11 protein-coding genes are annotated in these 13,262 nt (G+C 58.0%); 10 read left to right on the top strand and 1 reads right to left on the bottom strand.

Features of this window, described 5'->3' with window-relative positions; all coding sequences use genetic code 11:
- Window positions 1–145 precede the first annotated feature (145 nt).
- Together FEAC_RS04625 and FEAC_RS04630 are read left to right on the top strand one after the other, a co-directional pair.
- Window positions 146–2,464: a xanthine dehydrogenase family protein molybdopterin-binding subunit gene (locus FEAC_RS04625; protein WP_052565586.1), complete on the top strand. Its 2,319-nt coding sequence runs from the start codon at window positions 146–148 to the stop codon at window positions 2,462–2,464.
- The gene (locus FEAC_RS04630; protein ID WP_035392564.1) at window positions 2,457–3,506 is read left to right on the top strand and encodes a LacI family DNA-binding transcriptional regulator; all 1,050 of its coding nucleotides are present in this window, start codon (window positions 2,457–2,459) and stop codon (window positions 3,504–3,506) included. Before FEAC_RS04625 ends, FEAC_RS04630 begins: the two co-directional genes overlap by 8 nt.
- A gap of 29 nt (window positions 3,507–3,535) precedes the next feature.
- Here FEAC_RS04630 and FEAC_RS04635 read toward each other — a convergent pair whose 3' ends face one another.
- Complete coding sequence (locus FEAC_RS04635; RefSeq protein ID WP_035392566.1) at window positions 3,536–4,597, bottom strand: alpha/beta hydrolase family protein; 1,062 nt, start codon at window positions 4,595–4,597, stop codon at window positions 3,536–3,538.
- A 394-nt stretch (window positions 4,598–4,991) separates the two neighbouring features.
- Between FEAC_RS04635 and FEAC_RS04640 the strand changes: the two genes are divergently transcribed.
- The 8 genes from FEAC_RS04640 to FEAC_RS04675 all read left to right on the top strand — a co-directional run bounded on the left by FEAC_RS04640 (window position 4,992) and on the right by FEAC_RS04675 (window position 13,240).
- Window positions 4,992–5,921 carry an NAD(P)-dependent oxidoreductase gene (locus FEAC_RS04640; protein ID WP_035392568.1) on the top strand — a complete coding sequence of 310 codons (930 nt, stop codon included), beginning with the start codon at window positions 4,992–4,994 and terminating at the stop codon, window positions 5,919–5,921.
- Between the two features lie 84 nt (window positions 5,922–6,005).
- Entirely contained in the window at window positions 6,006–7,292 is a 1,287-nt protein-coding gene (locus tag FEAC_RS04645) for an amino acid ABC transporter substrate-binding protein (protein WP_035392570.1), read from the top strand.
- 100 nt (window positions 7,293–7,392) lie between these two features.
- Window positions 7,393–8,271, top strand: coding sequence for a branched-chain amino acid ABC transporter permease (locus FEAC_RS04650; protein ID WP_035392571.1), 879 nt, complete (start codon window positions 7,393–7,395; stop codon window positions 8,269–8,271).
- Window positions 8,272–8,357: 86 nt separating this feature from the next.
- Window positions 8,358–9,359 carry a branched-chain amino acid ABC transporter permease gene (locus FEAC_RS04655; RefSeq protein WP_160290330.1) on the top strand — a complete coding sequence of 334 codons (1,002 nt, stop codon included), beginning with the start codon at window positions 8,358–8,360 and terminating at the stop codon, window positions 9,357–9,359.
- The gene (locus tag FEAC_RS04660; protein ID WP_052565588.1) at window positions 9,356–10,132 is read left to right on the top strand and encodes an ABC transporter ATP-binding protein; all 777 of its coding nucleotides are present in this window, start codon (window positions 9,356–9,358) and stop codon (window positions 10,130–10,132) included. The genes FEAC_RS04655 and FEAC_RS04660 overlap by 4 nt, the downstream gene beginning before the upstream one ends.
- The gene (locus FEAC_RS04665) at window positions 10,080–10,883 is read left to right on the top strand and encodes an ABC transporter ATP-binding protein (RefSeq protein ID WP_201773840.1); all 804 of its coding nucleotides are present in this window, start codon (window positions 10,080–10,082) and stop codon (window positions 10,881–10,883) included. Before FEAC_RS04660 ends, FEAC_RS04665 begins: the two co-directional genes overlap by 53 nt.
- 66 nt (window positions 10,884–10,949) lie before the next feature.
- Complete coding sequence (locus tag FEAC_RS04670; RefSeq protein WP_052565590.1) at window positions 10,950–11,951, top strand: amidohydrolase family protein; 1,002 nt, start codon at window positions 10,950–10,952, stop codon at window positions 11,949–11,951.
- Between the two features lie 35 nt (window positions 11,952–11,986).
- A complete protein-coding gene (locus FEAC_RS04675) occupies window positions 11,987–13,240 on the top strand; it encodes a M24 family metallopeptidase (protein WP_052565594.1) in 1,254 nt (417 codons plus the stop codon).
- Window positions 13,241–13,262: the final 22 nt, after the last annotated feature.

Raw genomic sequence — 13,262 nt, forward strand, 5'->3', positions numbered from 1 at the left:
TTTGAGTCCCTATTTTTAGTCAAATGCTTGCCCATTCTTGTTGTTGAGGCAATGCAAACGATTGTAAGTTACACTAAGAGAGGGGAACATGGTTAGCGGTGTCGTTGCACGACTAGAGTGCGACGGCTTAGAGAGGAACATGACCATGGATGTTCGGAACAGCGGTGAAGGAATAGGCGCATCTCGCTGGCGGGATGAGGATCAGGATCTCCTTCGTGGGGCTCGCCGCTATATAGACGATATGGTGCTTCCCAACATGGTCCACATGCGGGTGGTCCGCTCCCCAGTCGCCAGTGGCCAACTTGAGGCGATGGACTGGTCTGAGGTGCGGAGTGCCGCTGGAGTCATCCTCGCTGCTGATGCAGCTAGTGATCCTGATCTGCGTGTGGTGGTACCCGCACCGCTGGTGCCAGATGCCGAGATCGTGCCCAAAGGCACGCCGACTCTGGCAGATAATCGGGTGCGTTTTGTGGGTGAGCCGATCGCGGTGATCGTCGCATCAACCCGGCGAGCCGCCGAGGATGCAGCCGATCTCGCTTATCCTACGATCACGGCAGACACCGGTGTGTACACCCTCGACGATGCGCTGTCGATCCGAGCGCTGGTGCACGATGATCTCCGAGACAACGTGCTAGCTAGCTGGCGCTCTGAAGTGGGTGATGTCGAGGCTGGGCTGCAGTCGGCTCATCGAGTGGTGGAGACGGAGCTGGCGCTCCCGCGGCTGGTGGCGGCGCCTATGGAGCCGAGGGGCTGTATCGCCTCTGTCGACTCGTCGAATGGGCGAGTCACGTTGTACGCATCGGCCCAGGATCCACACCGCCCCAAGCAACAACTGATCACATCTCTTGGACTCGATCCAGACGATGTCAGGGTTGTGGTGCCAGCGGTAGGTGGAGCATTTGGCTCCAAAGGTGCGATCCCACCCGAGTACGTATTGGCGGTTCTGCTGGCGAGGCGTCTTGGACGTCCGGTGAAATGGATCGAGGACCGGTCGGAGAACTTCGTTGGCGCCTATCAGGGTAGAGGGATGCGTGCCCGAGTGAAGATGGGGTTCGACAGCGACGCTCACCTAACCGTACTGACCGCCCGGATCGAGGCTGACCTGGGCGCCTACCTCTATCAGAGTACGCCAGTTCCAGGAGTGACGGCGGCGACGTTGATGGGTGGTGTCTACGACCTTTCTACTGCGCGCGTCGAGATGGTTGGGCTAGCGACCAATCGTGTGCCCACCGGCCCCTACCGTGGGGCAGGTCGGCCCGAGGCGGCCTACTTTGTCGAACGGACACTCGATGTTGCCGCTCACGCACTAGAGATCGATCCGGTTCTACTGCGAAGGCGTAACCTGATAGCCGAGGATAAGTTTCCTTACCGAACCGTCACTGGGCTCACCTACGACTCTGGCCAGTATGGTCGTGCACTTGAACAACTAGAGGCTCGGATGGAGACCCCGGTAGCCGAGGAGTCGGATACTCAAGGTGTCATACTCGGACGCGGTTTTGCTATGTATATCGAGCGCGCGGCACCGGGAGGATGGGAGAGCGCAGCGGCAACTCTCGATGAGGATGGGACGGTTATCCTGCGTTCAGGGTCGAGCGATCATGGACAAGGACATGCCACCAGCCTCGCCCAGATCGTGGTTAGCACCCTTGGAGTTCACTTTGATCGGGTCCGAGTCGATCAGGGCGACTCCGACTACGGAGATGGAGTCGGGACCTTTGGGTCACGCTCGATGGCTCTCGGAGGTGAGGCGGCCCGGCTCGCTTCCGAGGGGCTCGGCGAGAGGATCCGCGAGATCTGTTCGTCCCTGTTAGAGGCTGATGCTCACGATCTCTCGATCGAGGGCGATCGAGTCTTTGTTCGCGGCAGTGCGGACGTCGACATCTCCTTGACTGAGCTCACGCGACTAGCGCGAGAGCGAGGATTGCTGGCTGGCTCCGAGTGCCTCTCGGTGGCTACCCGCAGCAAGGTGGCTGGTCCAGTCTTTCCCTATGGGGCCTATGGCGCTGTGGTGAGCATCGACGTTGCGACTGGCGTCGTTCATGTTGTGAAGATAGTAGCGGTTGACGATGCAGGGACGCTGATCAACCCGCTCCTTACTGAGGGACAGGTGATGGGCTCCACCCTGCAGGGGGTCGCCTCTGCCCTCCTTGAGGCGGTCGTTCTCGATGAGGATGGTCAACCTCAGACCACCAGCCTGATGACATATCTCGTCCCAAGCGCGGCCGAGGCAGACTATGAACTAGACAGCAGCTTCCTCACGACGCCGACTCCGTTGACCCCTCTTGGTGCAAAGGGGGTGGGTGAGAGCGGGACGATTGGGGCTCTCGCCGCGATCGCGAATGCGGTTGCGGATGCGCTCTCGCTAGTGAATGTGACAGAACCGCTGGATCCACCTTATAGTCCCGATCGCATTTGGATTACGATAGAACGTAGTCGAGATAAGACTGCTGGTGAGGATGACTAACACACAACGTGCGAAGCGAGCGACGATCCGTGATGTTGCTCGGGTAGCGGGGGTACACCCGAGCACGGTTTCGCGTGCGCTAGGCAGTGATCGCCAGGCCAGGGCTTTGGTGAATGCGGAGACCAGGGCCAGAATTCTCAAGATCGCCGAGGATCTCAACTTTCGCCCCGACATAGCTGCCAGAACCTTGAAGACTGGACAGTCGCACACCGTCGGTGTGTTGTTGCCGGACTTGACGAACCCGCTGTTCCCCCCGATTGTGCGCGGGCTCGAAGATCGTTTTGCCGAGGATGGTTTTGTCGTTCTCCTTGGCAACACCGACGATGATGCGAGTCGTGGTGAGTTGGTCTTAGAGGGTCTGTTATCGCGTGGTGTCGATGCACTGGTGGTAGCTACGGCGCGCAGGAGCGGGTCTCAGTTTCTTGAACTCAGTCGACAGGGGTTGCCGATCGTGCTTATCAACCGCGTCTTTGACGATCAGCTCGTCCCCTCTGTGGCTACCGATGAGGTCGCTGGAATCCGGATGGCGGTGAGGCATGTGCACTCGCTTGGCCATCACAGGATCGCACACCTAGCTGGTCCACAGGATCTGTCTACAGGGCGAAATCGCTATCGGGGTTACCTAGCAGAGATGGACAGCCTTGGCCTGGATGTAGAGGAGTCGATGGTATGTATTGCCAACCTCTACTCACCCGAAGAGGGGAGGCGATGCGCTGTTGAGTTGTTGGATGCTACCGGAGCTCGCCCGACGGCGATTGTCGCCGCCAACGACATGCTGGCGATCGGCTGCTACCAGGCACTCCATGCGCTCGGTCTGCGCTGCCCCGAGGATGTGGCGATCGTTGGCTTCAATGATGCCCCCTTCTCTGATCTCCTCTCCCCTCCGCTGACCTCGATTAGATTCCCGCATTATCAGGTTGGTCAGCAAGCGGCCCAGCTTGTGCTGGAACGGATTGCTGACCCGACGGCGCCGATCAAGGTCATCTTCCTCCCACCGGAGCTCGTCGTTCGTGGTTCCACCTGCTCGCGGGTGCAGGGCTAGCCATCAAGGCTGCGGCGTCCGCCCGGTAGCTACGCGAGCTGGGCACGCATCCAGTCGGCTGTCAGATATCGATGCCGATATGAGAGATTGCTGCAGCCGTGATTGCCTTGCTCAAGCATGATGAGTTCGACCGGCCCGGAGACGCTGCGCCGGAGTTGGTAGGCTCCCTCTGTCGAGAAGAGACGATCTTGGGCGCCGAAGATGATCTGAAGCGGACAACGTATGGAGGAGGCCGCCTCCCTCAACGAGAAGGTCTCTGCGCATTCGCGAGCCTCTTTAATCGAAGCTGACTTCGTTCTCGCCATAAAAGCCCTCTTGGTGAGTTCGGGCAGGTGATCGAAGTCGTCACCGAGGTGGAAGGGACCAGAGAGTGCGGTGCAGGCGCGATAGCGTGGGTTGCCGCTAACCATCCTTGGTGCGTAGTAGCCACCGAGACTCACGCCCCAGACGCCGACCCGACTGGCATCGAGGTCGGAGCGCGTATCGATGAATGCCAGAATTGCTGCACCCACACCCTCCCAGTCGCCACGGGCACCAAGCTGATATTCGGCCTCTCCTTGCCCTGGTCCGTCGATAGACAGGGTCGCAAGTCCGCGGTCAAGGAAGAGTTGTTCTGTACTCCGAAACTCCTCTTTGGTGGAGTCGAGGCCCGGGATCAGTACCACCACCGCTGGAACCTGTGTGCTCGATCGAGGTCGGCGTAGGATACCAGCGAGGGAGGTGTTCTCGAAAGCGATTGCCACCCGCTCTCCTGCTGGTTGCAGATAAGGAAGCGCCTTGTCAAGGCACTCGACTGCCAGGCTATGCGCTGTGCGCATCTCATCTGGGTAGTCGACAAAGAGGAACTTGGCGAAGTGATAGTAGACAGCCGCCTGGGCCAGGTGGGCACCGGCCGACAGGTGTTCACCGCTTGCTAGTGCCTCCTCTCCCAGCAGACGGTGTTCGTTCCCAGCCTTGGACCAGGTCTTGCACCAGTCACTCCAGCGTTCGATCGAGGAGGTCAATCGGTTGAAATCGGCGATGTCAACTCCGTTGGTCACAAAACGTGGACCCCAATTTTCGATAGCACTGAGAACAAGGGCATCTGGCATAGGGCTAGTATTGCACTCGTTTGCGGAAGCTGTCAACTGATCTAATCGGTCGTGGAATCGCATTCGGGCGAGTTACGTCTTTGATTTCGCGCCCAGGTCCGTGCTCTCTAGTCAGCTGGAGTTCTGATCGTGGCTTTATAAATAGCTGATGAACTGGATATATGGGTAGCGTTGGTGGAGATGGTACAGCTAAGACCGGCTGTGTGTTACGCTTGACGGCCCGGTCAACAATAGAGTTGCTGAGATAAAAATAAGTTTCGTCAGCAGCCAATGTAGAGAAATTTTCTGAGTTTTCTTGCAATCGGTTGCATTTGGTGTTAACTTCATGTTACGTCAGGCGCGTAGCACTCGACGGATAGATGATCCATCAGATGAGGGTTAGGACGGTGGAGTAGTGGAACTAGATACATCGAGCGCAATCGGTTGGATAGGCGCGGGCCGAATGGGTAGTGAGATGATCGGACGTCTGCTCGACGCCGGTTATCAGGTGTCGGTCTATAACAGAACGCGATCAAAAGCGGATGCACTCGTGCAACGAGGAGCCAAGGTCGTCGAGTCGGTGGCTGATTTAATCGGATGCGATGCAGTCTTTGTTACCGTTAGCTCCTCTGAGGACTTCATCGAGGTGATGCTTGGAGACGAGGGTCTGCTATCGCGAACATCGGTGCCTGCTGTGATTGTGGACAGCTCAACCGTGGCGGTGGAGGCATCCGAGCGCGTACGCGAGGCGATCGCTGCGCGAGGATCGATGCTGCTCGCATCACCTGTGAGTGGCAACCCTCAGGTTGCAGCGGCGGGGAAGCTAACGATGGCAGTCTCAGGCCCACAGGAGGCCTATGAGGCGGTCGCTCCATTGCTCGACGCGATTGGAAATGGGAGCACCTACGTCGGTGAGGGCGACCTGGCGCGCTTGGTGAAGCTGTGCCACAACCTCTTCCTTGGAGTGGTGATGCAGTCAGTGTCGGAGATCACGGTGCTGGCTGAACGTGGCGGTGTCGATCGTGCGACCTTCCTTTCTTATCTCAACAAGAGCGTGATGGGGTCGATGTTCACCGGCTATAAGGCACCGGCGGTGGTGAACCTGGACTTTGAGCCCACCTTTACCTCGAAACTGCTTCGTAAGGACTTTGACCTTGGACTCGCTGCTGCACGTGCGCTAGAGGTGCCGATGCCGGTAGCAGGGCTGGTGTATCAGATCGTGCAGCAGCTGGTTGGAGAGGGTTACGGCGACGATGACTTTGCGACGTTGATCAAGCTGGTGGCACAGGGTGCGAACCTGGAGCTGGCGAGCGAGAACGCTCTTGTGGATGACGGATTGTCGTAGAAAGTTCTTCTAGTACTGAATTGGTGCTAGGGGTTGGAGATCTTGGCGGAGGGCCGCCGAGTAAAAGAGAGACAGGGGGCAAATATGCAATCGGTAGGAAGGATCATCGGTCAACAGGGGCGGCGGGGACGCAAGAGGATCCTTCGCGGAGGATTGACGCTGGCGGCAGCGAGCCTTGCTTTGGCAGCGTGCGGTAGCTCATCAACGAGCAGCACCTCGTCGAGCAGCTCGTCGTCCAAGGGACCAATCGTCGTCGGGACGTCGCTATCGCTTACGGGAGACTTTGCCTCCAACGGCATCGCCTTCCAACGGGGGTATAACGCATGGGTTAGCTATGTAAATTCGCATGGTGGTCTACTCGGCCATAAGGTCTCGTTGAAGATTTTGAACGACACCTCGAGTCCGAGCCAGGTGGCTACGAACTATCAGGATCTGATCACCACCGATCACGTGCCGTTGATCGTGGGACCATTCTCCTCATTGCTGACCGTGCCTGCGGCCAAGATCGCCAGCCGCTATGGCTATGCGATGGTTGAGGGGGCCGGTGGAGCTCCATCGGTGTTCTCCTATGGGTTGAAGAACGTCTTTGACGTCAGCTACCCGATCAAGATCGCAGTGGTGCCAACCGCCAAATGGATCGCCTCGCTTCCAAAGAGTGAGCGACCAACGACTGCTGCCTATGTGACCAGTAACAACATCTTCGCTCAACCACAGATCGCGCCGGCACAGGCGGTGCTGCAGAAGGCTGGAGTTCGGACCGTCTATAACCAGGTATTCCAGAGTGAGACCACCGACTTCACCCCGTTGGCAGATGCGATCGTGGCGAGCCACGCTCAGGTGGTGGTGCTCTCGAGCACCTCGGTCTCTAAGATCATCGATTTCGTCAAGGTCTTCACCGCTAATCACTTCTACCCGAAGGTGCTGATCGGCACCAATGGTGTCGGTGAGCCTACATTCGTCAATGCGGTCGGCAAGAGCGCGGCCAACGGGATTATTGAGCCCAACGGTTGGTATCCAGGGTACAAGAATGCGTTGAGCGCGGCCTTTATCAAGGAGTATCTGAAGCTCTACGGCGGATCGGCCGGCTCTATCACCGCCAGCAGCGCCGAGGCCTTTGGAACCGGTGAGGTGCTAGCGCAGGCCGTCCAGGCTACCCACAGCTTCAACCAAGCGAAGATCTTGAAGTATCTCCACTCCGGTGCAGTCTTCCAGACCGACCAGGGTCCGGTGAAGTTCAACTCCAAGGGTGAGAACGTCGACGGGATCGTTCAGACCTTCCAGTGGCAGAACGGTGGGACCAAGTTGGTTCAGATTCTTCCGAAGAGTTCGCAGTCGGTGGCTCCTCTGTTCCCCAGGCCAGCCGCTGGCTGAGAGAGAAGATGTGGCGGTGCTGTAATTGGCAATGCACCGCTCCACGGCACCGCCGCAACTTCAAACTCAACGCAACCAATACATTGAAGGAGAGAGAACGTTGAACTTATTGCTGATTGGTCTCATAGACGGAGTTCTGACGGGAGCTGTCTATGCCCTGATGGCTGCTGGCCTAACCCTGATATTTGGGGTGTTGGACATGATCAACATCGCTCAGGGGATCTTTGTGATCTTAGGCTCTTACCTGAGTCTGATCCTAGAACAGCACGCAGGTATAGGGCTCTTTCCGGGCCTTATCATCACGATTCCTGCGATGTTTGGACTCGGACTCTTTGTTGAGTGGGCCTTCATCCGCCGGATTGGCGCTGAGAATCGAGTGACGATGTCGATCCTCATCACCTATGCAGTGATGATCATCGTCGAGGGTGTACTGCTGCTTACCTATGGCAGCAACTATCAGAGCCTGTCTGCGTCCTACGTGACTACCTCATTTCAGATCGCTGGTCACTACATCCCAGAGATCTATGTCTACGGTTTCATTCTCTCGGTCGCCGCGGTGGTGGTGCTCTACGCGATCCTCTATCGGACCCGGCTTGGAACCAGCCTTCGAGCCTCGATGGATAACGCCATGGCAGCCAGCCTGGTTGGCGTGAACGTCAAGAAGGTCTCCACCCTAGCCTTTGGCATCGGCGTCGCCGTGACCGCGATCGGTGGAATGCTCTTTGGTGCGATCCAACCCTTCACTCCAAACACAGGCTATGACCTGATCTCGCGGCTGTTGTCGATCGTGGTACTCGGTGGTCTAGGTAGCGTTGGAGGCGCCCTAGGTGGTGCGATGGTGATGTTGATCATCGAGGATGTGGTCTCAACGGTCTGGTCCCCGACCTGGGCTCCACTGCTGTACTTCGCCGTGCTTATCGTGGTCCTTCTCGTGAAGCCAACCGGTATATTCGGACGTCAGGCGGTGCGTTCACAATGACCAGCCCTTTAACCCGGGTCAAGCGCCCAACTGGATCTGTGGGCCAAGTGGGCACTGAGGGTGGCTCGGCAGCTAAGGTGCCAGGGTTGCTGGCGCATCGCTCATGGTGGTGGGGAGTTGCGCTTGTAATCCTCATCTTCCTTCCCTTGGTGATCACCGGAGCTACCTTCACTACCATCGCTGTGTACTGCCTGATGTACATGGGAATCGCCACCGCCTGGAACTCATTCAGCGGCTTCTCCGGCTACGTGTCGCTAGGCCACGCTGTGTTCTTTGGCGTTGGTGCCTATACGATGGCGCTTCTATCGACCCACTGGAATATGAGTGGTGGGCTGTCTATGTTCGCGCTGTTGCCGCTCGCGGGTATCGTTGCAGCGATCATCGCCATTCCATATGGGTATATCGCCCTGCGAACACGCCGCCACACCTTCGTGGTGATCACTATCGCCTTCTTCTTCATAGCCCAGTTACTGGCGTTCAATCTCAGCTTTACTGGTGGATCTGCGGGCGTAGTCCTGCCGAACGGTCAGTTCAGCGCTAGCGACTACAACAACCCGTTCTACTACGCCTGTCTCATCGTCTTGGTGTTGACGGTAGCCGCCGTCATCGGGATCCGGCGTTCTCGTTTTGGCTTGCAGCTATTTGCGATTCGAGATGATGAGGATCGGGCACGAAGCCTTGGGGTGAAGGTGGGCCGAGTCAAGATCACCTCGTTCATGATCTCTGCGATCCCGGTGGCGATGATGGGTGCCATCTGGGCCTTCTTTATCGGCCAGATCTACCCGCAGTTCGCCTTCAATGCGGCATTGGACGTAACGATTGCGCTGATGGCGTTTCTTGGCGGATTCGGCACCATCGTGGGCCCGCTGTTGGGGGCTCTGGTGTTGGAGGCTCTGCAGCGCTATCTAAACCTTTACCTGGCGAATGCAGATCTCTATCTCGTGATCTACGGTCTGCTCTTCCTGGGGGTTATCTCCTTCCTTCCTGAGGGCATTCTCCCCTCGATCGGAAAGCGGTTGCGACTACGTCGTTTGAGGCGTGAAGAGGCAGAGGTGACGCCGGCGACTTCTGGGGAGGTGGCCCCGTGACCGATACTCTTCTTGAGGTCCGTGGTCTTCATCGATCCTTTGGTGGCGTCAAAGCATTAGCAGGATGCACACTCGATGTGATGGATGGGAAGATCAATGGTCTGATCGGCCCGAATGGCTCCGGCAAGACCACCATGTTCAACATCATTACCGGTTACGAGCGTTGCGACGATGGTGATGTCATCTATCGCGGCAACTCGATCCGTAATCGAACACCGGAGGCGGTTTTCGCGCTCGGTATCGGGCGCACATTCCAGCTCACACGGATCTTTGCGCGCCTAAGTGTTCTAGATAACATGCTGGTAGCTACCCAGCGCAGGGAGTCGTGGTTACGAAGCATGCTTCGTCCCACCGGTTCAGCGAGCGAGCGTGATCATGCGATGGAGCTTTTGGACTTCGTTGGCCTCAAGCGACTCGCTGGAGAGCTCGCAGGTTCGCTCTCCTACGGGCAGCGCAAGCTGCTCGAGCTCGCCTACGTCCTGGTGGCGGACCCATCGCTGATCCTGCTCGATGAGCCCGCTGGAGGTGTTAACCCGTCGCTGATCAACCAGCTGGCCGAAAGGATCACCGAGCTAAATCGGCAGGGTACCACATTTCTTGTTATCGAACACAACATGGAGTTCGTCATGGGTCTCTGTGACGCGGTCACCGTGATGAGCTACGGCAGTGTGATAGCGGCTGGTCCACCAGAGATCGTGCGTACCGATCCGAAGGTTCTCGATGCCTACCTTGGTGGCACAGAGGAGGATGATGACGACGATGATGAATCCTGATAGCTCGACAGAGGCGAGGCCGTTACTGGAGCTGCGAGGTGTCTTCGCGGGATACGGTGGCGGCGATATTTTGAAGGGTGTGAACTTCCGCGTCGCTGGTGGAGGTGTGACCTGCATAGTCGGCCCTAATGGAGCTGGCAAGTCGACGCTATTGAAGACGATCAGTGGCCTTGTCAAGCCGCGAGAGGGAGACATCGTCTTTGATGGACAGTCGATCCTAGGCAGCAGCCCTAGGCAGATTTTGCAGGCTGGTATCGTCCAGGTGCCACAGAACCACAGCCTTTTCAAGAAGATGACCGTTCGCGAGAACGTCGAGTTTGGCGCCTTTTTGCTGAAGGATCGTGACCTGATAAGGCGGCGCTTCGAGGAGATCGCTGAGCAGTTCCCGATCGTAGTTGAGCGTGGGAAGGAGAAGGCGGGGAGTCTCTCCGGAGGCCAGCAGCGCCTGGTGGAGTTCGCTCGTTGCCTGATGCTCGATCCGCGGATAGTCATCCTCGACGAGCCGTCTATGGGGCTTGACCCAGTAACACTAAAGCGGGTGTTCAAAACGGTTCGGCACATGAGTGCCAGCGGACGGACTGTACTGCTTGTAGAGCAGAATGCAAAGGCCGGCCTGCGCTTGGCTGATCACGGCATAGTGCTTGAGAACGGCATCGTACGACTGACCGGAAGCGGTCGTGAGGTGCTTGAGCATCCCGAGATAGGTGCTCTGTATTTGGGTGGCGCCGTAGTGAAGAGCGAGCAAGTATGAGGTGTGAGCTATCGTGAGGGCGCCGTGCGCCCAGAAGTTTGTGCGAGAGGGGATAGGGCGACGACAATGAATCCCTCTATTGGTCGACGAGTCGTCGACGTACATGCTCATTTTGCCCCATTGACCTCCTCGAGCTCTACCGGGCCTGACCCCTGGATCAGCCGCGATGGCTCAGCCACCGCCGTCTGGTACCACGGCTCACATGTCGACTCCCTCGTTCGTGAGGTTGTGGATCCGACGATCCTCATCGCAGGAGAGGAGGCGATCGGGATCCAGGAGGCCGTACTCTCGCCGTGGGTCGCACTGCTCCCTCAGACCGAGGATCCCAACCTAGCCGAGGCGGCATGTCAGCGTCTGAACGCCGCCATGGCAGAGACGGTGGCCAGGGAGCCTCGCTTGTCAGCCATGGCGGCGGTACCGATGATTGAACCAGCTCGTGCCATTCGTGTCCTCACGGAGGCGAGAGCTGGCGGGCTTACCGGGGTTGAGATCGTCCCGACGGTGGCCGGCGAGTTCGTTGGCGGTGAGCGCTTCGAGGAGTTTTGGGCCTCGGTTGCCGAGACTCGAACCCCTGTTTTCATCCACCCAAGCAGCAAGGGGATGGGGATAGACGCGCTCCAGGGTGGTTACCTCTGGAACTCGGTAGGGAACCCGGTCGAGACTGCGATCGTCGGCGCACAACTGGTGCTGTCCGGATTGGTCGAACGCTACCCCGACCTGCGGATCATCCTGGCTCATGCCGGTGGAGTGCTGCCCTCAGTTTTTGGTCGAATCGATCATTCGTTCAGCGTCCGTCCTGAGCCCAAGAGCCGTCTTAGTCACGAGCCGAGCTGGTCGTTTCGGCGTCTGTTCTACGACACTATCGCCCATGGGGAGCGTGAGTTGGCTGCGCTGTTGGCCGCGGTTGGTCCGTCACAGCTGCTGTTTGGGACCGATCATCCATTCGATATGGGTGACTATGACCAACTCACCGGCTTGGAGTCGCTGGGGCTAGATCCTGTGGCGCTTGAGGCGATCCTCGGAGGCACGGCTGCGCGCCTCTTTGGACTCGCAGCCGTGCAAGCGTGAGTGATGTGGGTGAGCTACCGAAGAAAGGAGACGAGATGTCAGAGTACAGATACGATGGATTAGTGCCCGCACCCGGAAGGATGGGGGTCGATTTCGAGGAACGGGTCGATTTCGACCGGCTTCGTTCCTATCGGCTCGCCAGGGCACGTGAGGCGCTTGCAAACTCTGAGCTAGGTGCGCTTCTCTGCTTCGACGTCAACAACATACGCTATATAACCTCCACCCAGATCGGTGAGTGGGTGCGCGATAAGGTCTGCCGATATACCCTCTTGACCCGAGATGGAGAGCCGGTACTCTGGGACTTCGGGTCGGCGGCCAAGCATCACCGGATCTATGCCCCCTGGCTAGAGCCGGAGAACTCGCGTGCTGGCATGCTCGGCCTCCGTGGTTCAGTCGCGCCCGATGCTGGTTTTATGGACCGGGCGGCGATGGAGATCAAGTCTCTACTCGAGGATGCTGGGGTGGCGAATGCCCCTATCGGTGTCGATATCGTTGAGGTGCCGATGATGCTCGCACTGATGCGAGCTGGCATCGATGTACGAGATGGGCAGCAGGTCATGCTCGATGCTCGCCAGATCAAGTCGAGAGATGAGATCATGTTGCTCTCGAGCTCGGCGGCAATTGTTGACGGCACCTACCAGCTTATTTCGGAGATCCTCAAGCCTGGTATCCGCGAGAATGAGGTGGTGGCGCAGGCGAACGAGTTCCTCTACGCCGCCGGATCCGACGACGTCGAGGCGATTAACGCAGTCTCTGGTGAGCGATGTTCGCCGCATCCGCATAACTTCTCTGATCGGATGATTCGGCCAGGAGACCAGGCGTTTTTCGATATCATCCAGTCATACAACGGCTATCGAACCTGTTACTATCGAACCTTTGGTGTCGGTAGGGCGACACAGTCACAACGTGATGCCTACACCAAGGCGAGGGAGTGGATCGATGCTGCGATCGCGTTGATCAAGCCAGGAGTTACCACCGACCAGATCGCACAGGTATGGCCCAAGGCTACCGAGTTTGGCTTCTCCGATGAGATGGAGGCCTTTGGTCTCCAGTTTGGACATGGTCTCGGTCTAGCGCTTCACGAGCGGCCGATTATCTCTCGGTTGAACTCGCTCGATCACCCCTTCACACTCGAGGCTGGGATGGTCTTCGCGTTGGAGACCTACTGCCCTGCGAGTGACGGATACTCAGCTGCGCGCATCGAGGAGGAGTTGGTGGTCACCGATGATGGGGCCAAGGTTCTCACCCTGTTCCCCGCTGACGAGTTATTCGTCGCCAACCAGTATTGAGATTAAGAGAATGAAGGGAGCA

The organism is Ferrimicrobium acidiphilum DSM 19497, assembly GCF_000949255.1.
GTDB lineage: Bacteria > Actinomycetota > Acidimicrobiia > Acidimicrobiales > Acidimicrobiaceae > Ferrimicrobium > Ferrimicrobium acidiphilum.